This window comes from Streptomyces sp. NRRL F-6492, from assembly GCF_001280125.1.
Classification (GTDB): Bacteria; Actinomycetota; Actinomycetes; order Streptomycetales; family Streptomycetaceae; genus Streptomyces.
This window is the reverse complement of the sequence record NZ_LGEG01000213.1, coordinates 40,704-56,780: the sequence shown is the minus strand read 5'-3', so window position 1 is coordinate 56,780 and position 16,077 is coordinate 40,704. Positions and strand designations below refer to the sequence as shown.

Below are 16,077 nucleotides of genomic sequence, written 5' to 3'. Positions count from 1 at the left end.
CGTGACCCCTGTCTCCTTGCCACGCAAGGGAAGTGACGTGGTGTCAGACCCGGAAGACCGACCCGACGAACTCCGCGAGGAGCCGCTCCTTCAGCGGCCCCGGCATCGCGTCGAGCAGGGCGAGCACCGGCGCCGTGCGGGAGGGCAGGCCCCCGTCGCCGTCGAGCCCCGCGAAGGCCAGCACGGCGGCTATCTCGTCCGGTCCGAGCGCCGCCGGATCGAGCCGCGCGGCGAAGCCGACGAGCGCCGGGTCGGCCGTCACGGGAGGCAGCGCGCGGGCGGAGCCGAGCGCCGTCCCCAGGTCCTCGACCAGGGCGTCCACCTGGCCGACGGTGGCCGGGGTCAGCGTGAGGTGGAGGTTGGGCGGCAGGCCGTCGAAGGAGAGCTGGGGCTGGAGGTACCAGCCGAGGATCCGCAGCTCGTCGGCCAGGTGCAGCAGCAGGCTCAGGTCCGGCTGGTCCGCGCCGTCCAGGACGGTGAAGGAGACGAGCCCGGCGGCCGGGTCGCCGAGGACCCGCACCCCCGGCACCGCCCGCAGACCGGCCAGGAGCCGGTCCGAGGCCTCGGCGACCCGCCCGGCCAGAGCCGTGTAGCCGTCCTCGCCGACGTACCGCAGGACGGCCCACGCCTGGGCCAGCAGACCGCCGGACTTGGTGCCCTGGACCGTGGGGTTGACCACCGGGTACCCGGGCCAGCCGGCGTGCGCGAAGTACTGGTGGCGCCGCAGCCCGGCGTCCCGGTACAGGACGACGGAGGCGCCCTTGTCGGCGTACCCGTACTTGTGCAGGTCGACGGAGAGCGAGGTCACCCCGGGCACCGACAGGTCGAAGGGCTCGACCTTCCGCCCGGCGCGCCGCAGGTGGGGGAGGAGCCAGCCGCCGATGCAGGCGTCGACGTGGCAGAGCACGCCCCGCCCGGCGGCGGCCGCCGCGATCTCCGCCACCGGGTCGATCACGCCGTGCGCGTACGAGGGGGCCGAGGCCACCACCAGCGCGGTGCGGTCCGTGACCGCCCCGGCGATCGCGCCGGCGTCGGCGCGGAAGGTGACCGGGTCGACGGGGACGACGACCGGCTCCAGGCCCAGGTAGTGCGCGGCCTTGTGGAACGCGGCGTGCGCGGTGGAGGGGAGCACGAGCTCGGGGGCCGTCACCCCGCGCTCCGCGCGCGCGTGGTCGCGGGCCGTCTTGACCGCGAGCAGGATGCTCTCCGTGCCGCCGCTGGTGAAGGTGCCCTGGGCGCCGGGCGCGCCGAGCAGCGCGGCGACGGCCCCCACCACGTCGTTCTCCAGGCGCGCCACGCTCGGGAAGACGGTCGGGTCGAGGCCGTTGACGGTGGCGAAGGCCGTGTACGCGGCGGCCGCCAGCTCGTCGAGGCCCTCGATCCCGGCGTCGTACACGTAGGCGAAGGTCCGTCCGCCCCGGGTGGGCGCGTCGGCCTCCCGGAGCCCGCGCAGCTCGGCGAGGACCTCGGCGGCGGAACGGGCGGGGACGACGGGGTCAGTCGGCACGACGGGCCTTCACTTCCTGCTGCGGGGCAGCCTGTTCGGGTACGGCGGGTACGGCTTCGGAGGGGGCCTCGCGGTAGCGGTGCAGCAGCCACAGGCTCGCGGCGGACAGGGCGGCGGGCAGCAGGCCCGTGCCGAGGGAGATGCCGGTGAGCGCCGCCTCCGGCTGGGCCACCCGGTGCTCCGCGTCGGACGAGCGGAACCCGGTCACGGCCAGGACGAGCGCGAACGCCCCCGCGCCCAGGGCGAAGGCCAGCGTCTCGGCGGCCGTCCACAGACCGGTGAAGGTCGCCGCACGCTGTCGGCCCGTGCGGACCGCGTCGGCGGCCAGGGTGTCCGCGAGCATGGTCAGCGGAAGGAGCTGGAGCCCCGCGTAGGCGACGCCGATGACGGCCACCGCGCCGTACCCGACGGCCGGCCCGGCCACCGGGGTGAGGGCGAGCAGCAGCGCGCCGCCGGTAAAGAGCAGCGACGCGCCCCACTGGGCCGTCCTCGCGCCGGAGCGGCGCGCGAGCCGGGTCCACAGCGGCGTGACGAGGACGAGCGGGCCGATCAGACCGGCGAAGAGCGGGGTGACGGCGGTCGGCGAGCCCAGGGTGTACGTGGCGAAGTACTGGACCCCGGCGAGCATCACGCCGACCGCGAGGGCCTGGAGCGTCCACATGCCCGCCAGGAAGAGGAACGGGCGGTTCGAGCGGGCGGCGGCCAGCTGCGCCCGCAGCGACGGCTCGGCCTCGCCGCGGGCCGCCACCGGCGCCCACCGGGTGGTGAACCACGCCCCGAACATGCCCACGGCGAGCAGGACGGCGACGGCGACCCCCATCAGCCGGTAGCCCGCCGGGCCGTCCCCGCCGGCGTGGGCGATCGCGGGGGCCAGCGCGCCGGAGAGCAGGATCGCGACGCCGAGGAACCCGACGCGCCAGCCGAGGACCCGGCCGCGCTCGGCGGGGTCCTCCGTCATCTCGGCGGGCATCGTCACGTACGGCACCTGGAAGACGGCGTACGCGGTGGCGGCGAGCAGGAACAGGACGGCCACGTACCCGGCGGCGGCCGCTCCCCGCAGCGCCGGCGCGGCGAAGACCAGCGCGAAGAGCGGCGGGAGCGTGCACGCCCCGAGGAGCAGGAACGGTCGGCGCGGTCCGCCGCGCAGCCGGCTGCGGTCGGAGAGGGCGCCGACGAACGGGTTGACGAGGACGTCCCACGCCTTGGGCAGGAACACCGCGAGACCGGCGACGGCGGCGGGCACGGCCAGGACGTCGGTCAGGTAGTACAGGAGGATCAGTCCGGGCACGGTGGCGAAGGTGCCGGTGCACAGGGAGCCGAGCCCGTACCCGACGCGCACCCGGCGCGGCAGGGGCGGGACCGGCCCGGGAGTGGCGCTGACGTCTGCTGGCATGGCGCAGATCATGAACGACCGTTCGAGCGGGCGGCAAGAGCCGGGTGTGACGTGGATGTGAACTCCGGGGCCGCGGATCCGGGGGTGAGCCGCGTCTCACCGGCCCCGGACGGCCTTGCTATGCAACTCGTTGCATAGCAAGATCGGGTGCATGGCGCTCGACCACGCGATCCTCGTGTCCCTGCTGGAGAAGCCCGGATCCGGCTACGAGCTGGCCCGGCGCTTCGAGCGGTCCATCGGGTACTTCTGGACCGCCACCCACCAGCAGATCTACCGCGTGCTCAAGCGCATGGAGAGCGACGGCTGGATCGACGTCCGGGACGTGCCGCAGCAGGGGCGCCCGGACAAGAAGGAGTACTCCGTCGCGGGGCCGGGCCGGGACGCGCTCTCCGCGTGGCTGGGCGAGCCGATCGAACCCGAGAGCGTGCGGCACGACCTCGCGGTGAAGATCCGGGGCGCCGCCTTCGACGACCCGGCCGCGCTGACCGGCGAGGTCGAGCGGCACCGGAAGGCGCACACGGACCGCCTCGCCCACTACCTCGCGGGCGAGACGCGCGACTTCGGGGAGCCGGGACGGACGGTCGACGGCCCGCTCGACGCGGAGCGCGAACTCCAGCACGTCGTGCTGCGGGGCGGCATCGCGTACGAGCGGATGATGATCGCCTGGCTCGACGACGTCCTCGCCACCCTCGCCCGCTTCGGGGCCGAACGCTGAACCCGGGGGCCGCCCCGCCCCCCGCACCTCCCACCACCACCCTCACCCGAGCCGGAAAGGCGGACGTCATGGCCGACCCGCTGCTGTTCAACCCGCACACCTACGACCCGGAGCACTTCGACCCGGAGACCCGCCGCCTCCTGCGCGCCACCGTCGACTGGTTCGAGGCGCGCGGCAAGCGCCGGCTCATCGAGGACTACCGGACCCGCGCCTGGCTCGGCGACTTCCTCGCCTTCGCCGCCGAGGAGGGCCTCTTCGCCACCTTCCTCACCCCGTCCTCCGCCGCGGGCGAGGACGAGGGCGACAAGCGCTGGGACACCGCCCGCATCGCCGCCCTCAACGAGATCCTCGGCTTCTACGGCCTCGACTACTGGTACGCCTGGCAGGTCACCATCCTCGGCCTGGGCCCGGTCTGGCAGAGCGACAACGCCGCCGCCCGCGCCCGCGCGGCCGAACTCCTCGCGCAGGGGGAGGTGTTCGCCTTCGGCCTCTCGGAGAGGACCCACGGCGCCGACATCTACTCCACGGACATGCTGCTCACGCCGGACGGAGAGGGAGGCTTCCGCGCCACCGGCTCCAAGTACTACATCGGCAACGGCAACGCCGCCGGGCTCGTCTCCGTCTTCGGCCGCCGCACCGACGTCGAGGGCCCCGACGGCTACGTCTTCTTCGCCGCCGACAGCCGCCACCCGGCGTACCACCTCGTGAAGAACGTCGTCGACTCCTCGAAGTACGTCAGCGAGTTCCGCCTGGAGGACTACCCGGTCGCCGCCGAGGACGTCCTGCACACCGGCCGCGCCGCCTTCGACGCCGCCCTCAACACGGTCAACGTCGGCAAGTTCAACCTGTGCACCGCCTCCATCGGCATCTGCGAGCACGCGATGTACGAGGCCGTCACCCACGCGCAGAACCGGATCCTGTACGGCCGCCCCGTCACCGCCTTCCCGCACGTGCGGCGCGAGCTGACCGACGCGTACGTCCGGCTCGTCGGCATGAAGCTGTTCAGCGACCGGGCCGTCGACTACTTCCGCACCGCCGGTCCCGAGGACCGCCGCTACCTCCTCTTCAACCCGATGACGAAGATGAAGGTGACCACGGAGGGCGAGAAGGTCATCGACCTGATGTGGGACGTCATCGCCGCCAAGGGCTTCGAGAAGGACACCTACTTCGCCGAGGCGGCCGTGGAGATCCGGGGCCTGCCGAAGCTGGAGGGCACCGTCCACGTCAACCTGGCGCTGATCCTCAAGTTCCTGCGCAACCACCTCCTCGACCCGGTCGCCCACGAGCCCGTCCCGACCCGTCTCGACGCGGCCGACGACGCCTTCCTCTTCCGCCAGGGCCCGGCCCGCGGCCTCGGCTCGGTCCGCTTCCACGACTGGCGCGCCGCCTACGACGCGTACGCCCACGTGTCCAACGTCGCCCGCTTCCGCGAACAGGCCGACGCACTCTGCGAGTTCGTCCTCAAGGCCGCCCCCGACGAGCAGCAGGGCCGCGACCTCGACCTGCTGCTCGCCGTCGGCCAGCTCTTCGCGCTCGTCGTCCACGGGCAGCTGGTCCTGGAGCAGGCCGCCCTGACCGGCCTCGACGAGGACGTCCTCGACGAGCTGTTCGCCGTCCTCGTCCGCGACTTCTCCGCGCACGCGGTCGAGCTGCACGGCAAGGACTCCGCGACCGAGCAGCAGCAGCTCTGGGCGCTCGGCGCGGTCCGGCGCCCCGTCGTCGACGAGGCGCGCTCGGGCCGCGTCTGGCAGCGCGTCGAGGCGCTGTCCGGCGCGTACGAGATGACGCCCTGACCCCGGCGGCCCCGCCCGCCGCGCGGAAGCCCGCACGACCGCCCTCCCCGGGTGGCCGTGCGGGCTTCCGCCGTTCGCGGGGTACGACCCAGGGGGTGTCCGGAAGGTCCCGCACGGCGCCCACGGAACCCGGCACGCACTCTCGCCCCACCGGGCGGAAGCCCGAGTACGTCCCCTACGAGCGCTTCCGCCCGGCGTGCCGACAGCACGCACCGGACATCCCCTAGTCGAACGGGTCGAGCGTCACGTACGCCTGCTGCGGGCTGCCGTCGTGCACCAGCGACTCGTGCGCGCCGACGTCGTCGAAGGCGAAGCCGTACGCCTTGCCGTCCACCATCCGCTCGTGGATCGCGCGGGAGTAGTGGTTGGTCACCGCGTCCTTGTAGAAGCCGGCCGAGGAGGCGTCCGGCTGGTTGGGGTTGGTGAGCAGGGTGGAGCGGTTGTAACCGGCGCAGAGCGTGCGGGAGATCGGGCCGCGCACCTGGTCGTTCGGGGCGTCCAGGTGCTTGTAGCAGCCGAAGACGCTGTCCGAGTCGGGCTTCTGGAACGAGGTGACGACCTGGCCCGACCCGTTGGTGAAGTTCATGACGTTGCCCGAGACCCGCCCGTAGTACTTCACGGAGGGCTGGTTCGCGAAGGGCGTCACGGTCAGGGTCGACGTGGAGTACTTGCTCCAGACGCGGTTGACGTAGTCGTTCATCGCCCCCGCCGGCAGTCCGCCCGCCTCGATGCCGTGGCCCGGCGCGAGCGCGCGCAGCACCGTGCCGTCGGAGCGGGTCTGGATCAGGCCGCCCCAGCCGCCGGGCTGGGCGCGCAGCGCGTCGAAGAAGCCCCGGTAGCCGCCGGGCTTGAGGCGTCCGGTGTTCGCGACGGAGCCGTTGGGGCGCTTGACGCCGACGGAGTACGGCGCCGAGACCATGTCGACCTGGGTGCTGTTGAGCCAGATGCCCGCGTCGTTGAGGGTGTACTCGGACCAGTTGAAGAGGATGTTCCGGTTGGGGTCGCTCGGGTTCTGGACGGCGGGCTGCACGAGCCCGCCCGTCGCCAGCTTGAAGTTCAGCTTCTGGCCGTAGCTGAAGTAGACGCGGCCCGAGAACTTCGGCAGCCGGATCGTCATCGACCGCCCGTTGGCCGGACCGGCGATGGACGCGTCGGGCGCGGGGACGGGGACGGAGCCCCCGGCCGGCCAGGGGTGGAAGGTTCCGTTCGCGTCCGCCCATCCCTGCCGGCCCGTCGAGAGCTCGGTGCCGAGGTTGTAGACGTACACCTGCTCTCCGCGACCGGAGTTGTTCGTGAAGGTGAGCGGGATGGTCGCGGGGACGGCGGCCTCGACGGGGTCGGAGGAGACGGCGACGGTGACGCCGGTGCCTGTCAGGGCGGCGGCGACCAGGAGGGGGACGAGTCGGACGCGTGTGCGCCTGTGACGTGCGGACACGGGGGGCTCCTCGGAGGTGGGGGGACTCCGTGTGGGGGGAATCCAGGGGGGATCACGCTCGTGGAAGTGCGCTTGAGAGCGCTCTCAAGGATGGGAGGGTGGAGTGAACCTGTCAATGGCCGCGGCGGATCCGACGGTGCTCGGCGGGGCGCCCTCCTCCGGTGCCCCGATGATCGGGCGACAGAATTTGATCGGTTTATTGCATTTCAGGTACGGCCGCCGGTCGCTTTATGTGACCGGAATGACCGGTGGAGGTCCTCCTTTCGCCGCGGGCACACGGCGAACCCGAACTGACTATGCTCACCGGTGTGTTGCGCTGCGCTCACAGCGAGTCATGAACGCCGTGAGCGCGCGGACGGAGCAAGGCCGCGAAGGAAAGCGCCCGACGGCGCGATTTCCGGAGCGACCCCCGGGTTTCCGCCCGTCGGGTTTTCATCGGAGCACGCGTACACATGCCCGAATGAAGTCCGAATTCGTCCCCTTCGGCGCACCGCATCCCCACGGTCCGCTCATTCCAGACTTCTTAGGGACCCTCCTGATGGTTCGTGCAGGTTCGATTTCCAGAGCCCGGCCGACTCCGGTCGTCCGGGAATGGCTCCTCCCCCCGGGAGTTCTGGCGGGAGCCTCGGTGGCGGCGCTCCTCCTTTCCCCTGCACAGATACGGACACCGGTCGCCTGGTGCGGTCTCGCCGCGGTCCTCCTGACGTCCCTCGCCTCGGCCGGGACCGCGCGCCGGCTGCGCGCGGCGGAGGCCGCCCGCCACAAACGGGCGAGCGCCGAGGCCGCGAAGTACTACGAGCAGCGCGAGGCCGCCCTGCTCGGCCGGCTCGCCGACCAGCGGGCCACCACCGTCTGGCTCGCCGAGGAGCTCCTGCCCGCGGCCGTCGCCCGGCTGAAGAGGGGCGACCCCGCCTCGGAGATCCTGCGCGCCGTCGACTTCGGGAAGCACCTCGACAAGGAGTTCACCGAAGCGCTCAAGGGGGCCCTGCGGACCCTCCTGGAGGCGGTGGAGGCCGAGGAGCACACCCGGGACGCCTCCCAGCGGGCGCTCGTGGCGGTCGCGCGCCGCGTCCAGGCGATCGTGCACCAGCTCGCCAAGGACCTGCACGCCATGCAGATCCTCCACGGCAACGACATCGTGGTCTCCCGGGGCCTCCAGGACGTCGACCACCGCAACGCCCTGATCGGCCGCCTCGCGGCCAGCATCGCCGTCCTGGGCGACGCCCGCCCCGGACGCCAGTGGTCGAAGTCGATCCCGCTCTACGACATCCTGCGCGGCGCCATGTCGCGCATCGTGGACTACCCCCGCGTCAAGCTGCAGGCGGTGGCGGAGGTGGCCGTGGTCGGCCCCGGCTCCGAGCCGCTGATGCACCTGCTCGCCGAACTGCTCGACAACGCCACGTCGTTCTCGCCCCCGCACGCCCCGGTGGAGGTCACCGCGAACGAGGTGCCCTCCGGCGTCGCGATCGAGATCGAGGACCGGGGCGTCGGCCTCACCGAGGAGGTCCGCCAGCGCGTCGAGCGCGTCATGGCGCAGTCGCAGCGGACCATCCAGCTGGCGAGCCTGGGCGAGGTGACGCAGCTCGGCCTGCCCGTCGTCAGCCGCCTCGCCCGCGAGCACGGCTGCGAGGTCCACCTGCGCACCTCCGCCTACGGAGGCGTACGGGCCGTGGTGCTCGTCCCCAGGCGGCTGATCACCACCATGCCCCAGCCCCCCGCGCGGCACAACGACTTCGCCCGGAGGCGCGCGGCCGGACCGGGCCGGACCATGGGCGGCCAGGTCCGCCCCGCGGGCGGCCCGACCAGGACCGCGCCGGTGCCCGCCCCGACGCCCCCGCCCGCGCCCGCGCCGATGCCCGCGCCGACGCCCGCGCCCGCCCTGGAGAACGGCGAGGTCAGGAAGGCCCCCAACGGCCTCCCGCAGCGGCGGCGCGAGTCGCCCGTCCCGATCCCGGTCGTGGTGACGGGCCCCACGCCCCCCGCCACGCCGGCCTCCTCCCGACCCTCCCCCCAGCCGGGCCTGATGTGGGAGGCGTTCAACGGCGAGAAGAGAGCGGCCGCCGACCCTTCCCCCTTCCCCAGCGAGCCTTCAGATGAGGTCGAGTAACATGCAGCCACTGCCCAATATGGACTGGATGCTCACGGAGCTCGTCAGCAGCGTTCCCTTCGTGCGCCACGTGGTCGTCCTCTCGGCGGACGGCCTGAGCATCGGCCAGGCGAACACGGCGCCCGACACCGCCGACGCCATCGCCGCCGCCTGCTCCGGCATCCAGAGCCTGGCCCGGGCCATCGCGCAGATGTTCCCGCACGGCGACGGCTCGACGCGGATGGTCGGCATCGAGGCCGACGGCGGGTACTTCTCCCTGATGGCGGCCGGCCCCGGCGCCTACCTCGCGGTCCTCGCCGACCAGGAGGTGGACGCCGGACTGCTCGGCGACCGCATGCGGACGCTGGTGGCGCGGATCGGCCAGCACATGACCAGCCCGCCCCGGCAGGACGTCAGGCAGGCGATGTGACATCGGAGAACCCGGACCCCTGGAATGAAGGCAACCCCGTTCCGCTCTACGTCATCACCGGCGGCTCCGGTTCCTCGGCCAAGGGCTTCAACCTGGTCACCCTCATCGTGGCGAGGGACACGCCCGACCCCTCGATGCAACCCGAGCAGGCGTCCATCCTCACCATGTGCGCCTACCCGCTCTCGGTGGCCGAGGTCTCGGCGTACCTCAGCCTTCCGTTCAGCGTCGTCACCGTGCTGCTCTCCAAGCTCGTCGAGAACGAGCGGGTCGAGGCCATCGCGCCCGTGCCGGTGGCGGCCTATCCCGAACGCGGCCTACTGGAGGCGGTGATCCATGGACTACGCAAGCTCTGACACCCTCGTTCCCGGCCCGCGCGGCACCGACGTGCTGCTGCCGCACAGCGCCAGGGGCGTCAAGGTCGTGATCGTCGGCGGCTTCGGCGTCGGCAAGACGACCATGGTCGGGGCGGTGAGCGAGATCCCGCCCCTGACCACCGAGGAGACCATGACGCAGGCGGGCGTCGGGATCGACCACAATCCCGGCGCCGAGGGCAAGAACACCACGACCGTCGCGCTGGACTTCGGACGGATCAGCATCAACCAGGAGCTGGTCCTCTACCTGTTCGGCACCCCCGGGCAGGAGCGCTTCTGGTTCCTGTGGAACGGCATCTTCGAAGGGGCGCTCGGCGCCGTGGTCCTCGTCGACACGCGCAGGATCGAGGTGTGCTTCGAGGTCATCACCCGCCTGGAGGACCGCCGCGTCCCCTTCGTCGTCGCCGTCAACACCTTCCCGGAAGCCCCGCAGTACCCCGTGGAGGAGCTGCGCGCCGCCCTGGCCCTCGGCGAATCCGTGCCCCTCGTCGCCTGCGACGCACGGGACCGGGCGTCCTGCCGCGACGCCCTGCTCTCGCTGATGGACTACCTGCACACCCTCGTCGCCGCCCAGGAGACCGCATGACCTTCCCACCCGCCGAACAGGCCACCGCGCAGGCGGGCCGGATCCCGCCCCCCGGCTGCCCGGCCCACGCCGCCACCGGAACCGACGGAACGACCCGGCTCTACGGCGAGGCGGCGGCGACGGACCCCATGGGCCTGTACGAGGAACTGCGGGCCGCCCACGGCCCGGTGGCGCCCGTCCTGCTCGACGGGGACGTGCGCGCCTGGCTCGTCCTGGGGTACCTGGAGAACCGCGACGTGGCCAGCCGCCCGACCCAGTTCTCCCGCGACCCCCGCGTCTGGCACGGCTGGCGCAGCGGGGAGATCGACCCCGCCACCTCGCCGCTCATGCCGATGATCGGCTGGCGCCCCGACTGCGTCTGCGCGGACGGCGAGGAGCACCAGCGGCTGCGCGGCGCGGTCACGGCCGGCCTCAGCCAGTTCGACCACCGGGGGGTGCGCCGCCACATCACCCGCTTCGCCCACCAGGTGATCGACGGGTTCTGCGAGAAGGGGGAGGCGGAGCTGGTCGGGCAGTTCACCGAGCACCTGCCCATGCTCACCCTCATCCACCTCCTCGGCATGTCGGACGAGGAGGCGCCCGCACTCGTGCACGCCGCCCGGGACCTCTTCAAGGCCACCGAGACGTCGCTCGCCAGCAACGCCTTCGTCCTGGAGAGCCTCGAACGGCTCGTCACCGCCAAGCGCGCCCACCCGGGGCACGACATCGCCTCCGCGCTGATGGCCCACCCCGCCGGCCTCACGGACGAGGAGGTCCAGCACCACCTGCGCCTCATCCTGCTCGCCGGGTACGAGACGACCGCCAACCTCATGTCCAACGTCCTGCGGATGGTCCTCACCGACCCCCGGTTCCGCGGTTCGCTGGCCGGCGGCCAGATGACCCTGCCCGAGGCGGTGGAGCAGGTCCTCTGGGACGAGCCGCCGCTGATGGTCTGCCCGGGGCGCTGGGCCAACAGCGACACCACCCTCGGCGGACGGGAGATCAAGGCGGGGGACATGCTCCTCCTCGGCCTGGCCGCCGGGAACGTCGACCAGGCCATCCGCCCGGACCCCTCGGCCCCCGTGCACCACAACCGGGCGCACCTGTCCTTCAGCGCCGGTACGCACGAGTGCCCCGGCCAGGACATCGGCCGCATCATCGCCGACGCCGGCATCGACATCCTGCTCACCCGGCTGCCCGACGTCGTCCTGTCGGTCCCGGAGGAGAGCCTCACCTGGCGCTCCAGCACCTGGGCCCGGCACCTGACGGCGCTGCCCGTGAGCTTCTCCCCGCGCCTTCCCCGGGCCCACGACGACCCGGCTCCGCTCCCGCCCCCGCCCGTCCAGAGCGACGGGGTGCCGCCGGTGCCGCCGGTGCCGGCGGTGCCGGCGAGCGTGCCCGGGGCGACGCACCGGCCCGGGGCCCGCGCCTCGTGGTGGACGCGCGTGAAGCGCCTGCTGCGCAAGGGGTAGGCCCGCCCGCCCCGGTGACGGCGGCGGGGGGCGTACCCCCGCCGCCGTCACTCCGGGAACGAAACGTCCGAGGAGGTGTAGCGGGGCGCGCCGGTGTACCAGGCGTGGATCCCGGAGAGGAACCCGCAGGCCCCCCGGAGCCACGCCTCCAGCCCGGCCCGCTCGTCCGGGTCGAGCCCGGCGCGCCGCACGAGCAGCGGCACCTCGCTCTGCCTGAGGTGCTCGAAGTCCCGCAGCCGGGCGTTCACCAGGTTCAGGGCGGCGGGCACGGCGTCGTGGAGGGCGATGCCGAGGGACGTCCCGACGACCACGACCAGGTTGTTGACGTCGTTCTCCTCGTGGACCTCCCGCTCGTAGGAGGCGATGTCGTTCGCGAGCCCCATGAAGTCCATGAAGGCGTCGAGGAGCGCGCGGACGGTCCGGCTGTGCCGGATCTGCTCGGGTACGCGCGCGCCGGTCGCCAGCTCGACGGAGTAGGGGGCGGTGTGGGCGGCGAAGCTCTCCCGCCGGAACGGGGCGTAGTCGATCAGGTGGGGGACGCGGCCGCTGCGGCTGTTGGCCAGCTCCTCGACCCCCGCGTCCACGTACCTCGCCAGGGCCCGGTTGAAGTCGTGCCGCCAGTGCGCCAGCCCCGGCGGGAAGAGGTGCTGCTGCAGATCGGCGATGCCCCGCTCGACGGCGTTCACCGGCTCCGGCAGCCGGGCGTCGGGCTCGGGCCGCAGGAAGGCGTGCAGCCGGGTGGTGAAGAGCCGGGCGCCGGGCAGGTCACCGGTCTGCTTGAACGCGGAGGCGAAGTGGTCGTCCCAGGCCAGCGCCCATATGTTGAACCGGTGGTTGAGCCGGAGGGCGGGCAGCGAGGCGTCGGGGAGGGTCCAGGCGGTCAACTGGTCGACGGTCATGGCGTGGAACTTGGCCCGGGACCATATGGGCCGCTGGCCGGGCAGCTCTCCGTACCCCTCCAGCATGCCCATCTCGCGCGCCCAGGTCTCGCTCTCCTCGTGCAGGTTCGACAGGTACGGGTTCACCCGCAGCGGGTGGGGCATCCAGAGTCGCGGGAGTTCGACGGTGCGCACGGTCACGGGGACCGACCTCCTTCTCTCCTCGGCCCGCCACGGCGTGCGGACCACCATGCGGGCGGCCTGCCTGAAGGAAGCGGTGCGCCGCGCGCGCCCGTGCGTGAAGACGACCGCCCCGGCGGCGGGGCGGGACAGTGCCCGCCCCGCAACTCTCCAAACCTGCCCGCCGCGAACGGCCGGCAATCACCCAACAGTTGCTGACCATCCATCAGAACAGGTTCCCTCCCGGAACGGAACGGTCCTTCCCGTGCACATTCCATGAACCGCGAGCGGAAACGATCGCTCCACCGCCCCTCACGTGGCATCCACGGAGGCGACCGCTCTCCTCCCGCCCGCACCGGACGCCACCTCTCACCGGGCCGTCGAGGCCGGGGAACGCGCACCCGCGAAGCCCCCGGCGACCGCCGGCGCCCAGCGCTTTTCGGCTACGCGCCGTGGCGCGTGCGGAGGGCTACTGGATGCTCCAGCGGTGCGGGTGGCCGGGGTCCCCGGGGCAGGCGAACACGTTGAGCTCGCCCCAGCGGCCCACGGTCACCCGGGTGGGAGTGGCGTCACCGTGCGGGGGACGGTCCTCGTCCTCCAGCGGCCTCCAGCTGCCGCTGCCGCCGTCCCACTCCGAGCTGTCGACGGTCAGCAGCAGGCGCATCGGCGTCGCGCAGGCCGCGCAGTCCACGGGATACGGGTCGGTCGCGTGCCAGGAGGCGAAGCCGCCCGCGCGCCAGCCGGGCGGGACGGACAGGTCGTACTGGTAGCCGGGCGGGGCCTCCGCGCCGTCGTCCTCCGCCTCCTCTTCGCGGGCTTCGTCCCAGGCGTCGATCCGGGCGCACAGGTCCTCGGGCAGAAGGCCCGCGAACGGATACGTGACCACCTGCTCCGGGTGCAGTACGCAGGGCTCGGGCACGAAGCCCTCGGACCCGACGACCAGGGGCTGCGGCGGCGCGGTCAGGACCTCGCCGACCTCCCACGACCGCCGCCAGCGCAGGTGCAGCCCCAGGCCGTGGCGGCTCGGGCCGTGCGCGTCGAAGGGGCACCAGAAGACCTGGAGCAGATCGCAGTCGCGCGGCCCCGCCGGCAGGTCGGGGACGTCCCGCCGGTACAACTGCGCCAGGCCGATCAGCGGCAGCGGATCGGTCTCGGACGCCCCGGGGATCCGGTGCCTCCGGCCCAGCTCGTCCAGGAGTTCGCGTTCCTCGTCCGTCGGGCCGGAAGCCGGGTCGCGGGCCCACGCGGCGTCCAGGACCCGCCGGTGGCGGCGGATGTCGGCCGGGCGCCGCCCGCGCCCGCGGCCGTGCGCCTCGTCGCACACCGGCCACGGCTCGTCCGCGGGCCACAGCAGGGGACCGCCCACCGAGCTGACCGAGGGGTCCGGGGTGCCCGGCCGCGGGTGGAGCCGGGTCGTCGTCCCCCGGAAGGCGGCCAGTTCCGGGAAGAGCGCCTCGACGTCGAGGGGACGCGGGGGTGTGGTCCTCGTCATGGACGTGACTCTAGGCGCTCGACGGTCACGGCCGCCGAGCGCCTCCGGCGGGGCCGGCCGCGACCGGGGGCCCGGTTCGCGCCGGTCACTCCACCGTCCCCCACCACGCCCCCGTCCGCCCCGCCCCCGGCGCCGGAGGGTCGGGCAGGCGGGTGTCCAGGGCCAGGCGGGAGACGATGCGGTAGCGGTCGCCCCGGTAGAGGGAGCGGACGTACTCGACGGGGCGGCCGGTCGTGTCCGAGGTGGTCCGGTCGAAGAGCAGGGCGGGGGAGAGGACCGGGACGTCGAGGAGGGCGGCCTCCTCCTCGCTCAGGACGGTCGGCTCGATGGACTGGACCGCGTGGGCCGTGCGGATGCCGCGCCGCTCGCGCAGATGGGCGTAGAACCCGCCCTCCATGTCGGCGGCCGTGAGGCCGGGGACCAGGTCGGCGGGGACGTACAGGTGCTCCAGGGCGATCGGGGCGCCGTCGACGTGCCGGAGGCGGGTCACGTGCACCAGCTCCGCCGCCGGGGAGACCGCGAGCCTCCGGCCGATCCGGGCCCCGGCCCGTACCGTGCGCAGGTCGAGCACCGTGCTCGTCCAGTCGCCCCGGCTCCGGGGCGCGCCCGCCGTCCGGTCCTCGGCGACCAGCTCCTGGGTGACCTTGTCGGGCGCGACGAACATCCCCCGGCCGTGCTCCCGCACCAGCAGGCCCGTCGCCACCAGCTCGTCGACGGCCGCGCGGAGCGTGGGCCGCGAGACGCCCAGGGCGGCGCAGAGGGTGCGCTCCGAGGGGATGGCGTCGCCGGGGCGGCGGCCGTCGATCACGGTCAGCAGGTGCTCCCGTACCCGTTCCCGCTTGAGCTCCACGCCCGCCCCTCCCCGCCGTGCCGTCCGTCGCGGGTCAGTATGCATCCCCCTCGGTGGAGGAGGTCACGACGCCGTCGCGGGTGAAGTCGAGGCGGGAGACGATGCGGTAGCGGTCGCCCCGGTAGACCGAGTGGACGTACTCGACGGGCCGACCGGCCGTGTCGAGGGTGAGGCGCTCGATCAGGAGCGCGGGGGAGAGGACGGGGACGTCCAGGAGCGCGGCCTCGTCCTCGCTGACGACGGTCGGCTCGATCGACTGGGTCGCCTCCTTGACCCGGACCCGGTGGTGCTCCCGCAGGTGGTCGTAGAGGTCGCCCGCCTCCAGCTCCTCCGGGGTGAGCGCGGCGCCGACGAGGTCCGCCGGGATGTGCAGGTGCTCGATGGCCATGGGCGAGCCGTCGACGAGCCGGAGCCGGGCGACGTAGAGCAGCTCGGCGGCGGGGGAGAGGCGGAGGCGGCGGCCGATGCGGGCGCCGGCCCGGATCGTGGCGGACTCCAGGACGGTGCTGGACCAGGTGCCCGACGCCCGGGGGACCGCGAAGGCCGCCTCGTCCGGGGCGAGTTGCTGCACGATCTTGGCGGGGGCGACGAACATGCCGCGGCCGTGCTCCCGTACGAGCGCGCCCGTGGCGACGAGCTCGTCGACGGCCGCGCGCAGGGTGGGCCGTGAGACGCCGAGGGCGGCGCAGAGGGTGCGCTCCGACGGGATGGGATCGCCCGGTCCGCCCGCCTCGATCAGGCCGAGGAGGTGCTCCCGCACCCGCTCCCGCTTCAGCACTCCGCTGGAGGAGCCGTCCTTCATGCCGCTCTCCCTGACACGCCGTTCTCCCTGACCGCTCGACCGACCCCGGCTGATCCGCTGACTCCGGCTGATCCACTGATCCTGACTGGTCAACTGGTAAGACCGATG

At 73.3% G+C, this 16,077-nt stretch carries 14 protein-coding genes; 7 read left to right on the top strand and 7 right to left on the bottom strand.

Going from position 1 to position 16,077, the window contains the following annotated elements:
* Positions 1-43: 43 nt before the first annotated feature.
* A complete protein-coding gene (locus tag ADL08_RS17390) occupies positions 44-1,507 on the bottom strand; it encodes a pyridoxal phosphate-dependent decarboxylase family protein (RefSeq protein WP_053643912.1) in 1,464 nt (487 codons plus the stop codon).
* Entirely contained in the window at positions 1,497-2,900 is a 1,404-nt protein-coding gene (locus tag ADL08_RS17385) for an MFS transporter (protein ID WP_053643929.1), read from the bottom strand. Before ADL08_RS17385 ends, ADL08_RS17390 begins: the two co-directional genes overlap by 11 nt.
* A 151-nt stretch (positions 2,901-3,051) precedes the next feature.
* Between ADL08_RS17385 and ADL08_RS17380 the strand changes: the two genes are divergently transcribed.
* Together ADL08_RS17380 and ADL08_RS17375 are read left to right on the top strand one after the other, a co-directional pair.
* A complete protein-coding gene (locus ADL08_RS17380) occupies positions 3,052-3,615 on the top strand; it encodes a PadR family transcriptional regulator (protein ID WP_053643910.1) in 564 nt (187 codons plus the stop codon).
* Positions 3,616-3,683: 68 nt separating this feature from the next.
* Positions 3,684-5,408, top strand: coding sequence for an acyl-CoA dehydrogenase family protein (locus tag ADL08_RS17375; RefSeq protein WP_053643908.1), 1,725 nt, complete (start codon positions 3,684-3,686; stop codon positions 5,406-5,408).
* Between the two features lie 223 nt (positions 5,409-5,631).
* Here the strand turns inward: ADL08_RS17375 and ADL08_RS17370 are convergent, their stop codons facing one another.
* Positions 5,632-6,798 carry a glycoside hydrolase family 64 protein gene (locus ADL08_RS17370; protein ID WP_420709624.1) on the bottom strand — a complete coding sequence of 389 codons (1,167 nt, stop codon included), beginning with the start codon at positions 6,796-6,798 and terminating at the stop codon, positions 5,632-5,634.
* Between the two features lie 673 nt (positions 6,799-7,471).
* Between ADL08_RS17370 and ADL08_RS17365 the strand changes: the two genes are divergently transcribed.
* From ADL08_RS17365 to ADL08_RS17345, 5 genes are read left to right on the top strand one after another with little or no spacing between them, the layout of a single operon-like run.
* Positions 7,472-8,950: a sensor histidine kinase gene (locus tag ADL08_RS17365; protein ID WP_063885308.1), complete on the top strand. Its 1,479-nt coding sequence runs from the start codon at positions 7,472-7,474 to the stop codon at positions 8,948-8,950.
* Position 8,951: 1 nt separating this feature from the next.
* Entirely contained in the window at positions 8,952-9,359 is a 408-nt protein-coding gene (locus tag ADL08_RS17360; RefSeq protein WP_234352165.1) for a roadblock/LC7 domain-containing protein, read from the top strand.
* Entirely contained in the window at positions 9,356-9,712 is a 357-nt protein-coding gene (locus tag ADL08_RS17355; RefSeq protein WP_053643902.1) for a DUF742 domain-containing protein, read from the top strand. The genes ADL08_RS17360 and ADL08_RS17355 overlap by 4 nt, the downstream gene beginning before the upstream one ends.
* Positions 9,693-10,316, top strand: a complete 624-nt coding sequence (locus ADL08_RS17350) for a GTP-binding protein (protein ID WP_053643900.1) — start codon at positions 9,693-9,695, stop codon at positions 10,314-10,316. Before ADL08_RS17355 ends, ADL08_RS17350 begins: the two co-directional genes overlap by 20 nt.
* On the top strand, positions 10,313-11,767 hold the full coding sequence (locus tag ADL08_RS17345; RefSeq protein WP_053643898.1) for a cytochrome P450: 1,455 nt from the start codon (positions 10,313-10,315) through the stop codon (positions 11,765-11,767). The genes ADL08_RS17350 and ADL08_RS17345 overlap by 4 nt, the downstream gene beginning before the upstream one ends.
* Before the next feature lie 47 nt (positions 11,768-11,814).
* On the opposite strand, the gene ADL08_RS17340 is transcribed toward ADL08_RS17345, so the two are convergent.
* The 4 genes from ADL08_RS17340 to ADL08_RS17325 all read right to left on the bottom strand — a co-directional run bounded on the left by ADL08_RS17340 (position 11,815) and on the right by ADL08_RS17325 (position 15,969).
* Positions 11,815-12,846 (bottom strand): terpene synthase family protein, encoded by a 1,032-nt coding sequence (locus tag ADL08_RS17340; RefSeq protein WP_053643896.1) that lies wholly within the window; start codon positions 12,844-12,846, stop codon positions 11,815-11,817.
* A 448-nt stretch (positions 12,847-13,294) separates the two neighbouring features.
* Positions 13,295-14,317, bottom strand: a complete 1,023-nt coding sequence (locus tag ADL08_RS17335) for a hypothetical protein (RefSeq protein ID WP_053643895.1) — start codon at positions 14,315-14,317, stop codon at positions 13,295-13,297.
* A gap of 85 nt (positions 14,318-14,402) precedes the next feature.
* Positions 14,403-15,212, bottom strand: a complete 810-nt coding sequence (locus ADL08_RS17330) for a GntR family transcriptional regulator (RefSeq protein WP_053643892.1) — start codon at positions 15,210-15,212, stop codon at positions 14,403-14,405.
* The gene (locus ADL08_RS17325; RefSeq protein ID WP_053643890.1) at positions 15,202-15,969 is read right to left on the bottom strand and encodes a GntR family transcriptional regulator; all 768 of its coding nucleotides are present in this window, start codon (positions 15,967-15,969) and stop codon (positions 15,202-15,204) included. Before ADL08_RS17325 ends, ADL08_RS17330 begins: the two co-directional genes overlap by 11 nt.
* Positions 15,970-16,077: the final 108 nt, after the last annotated feature.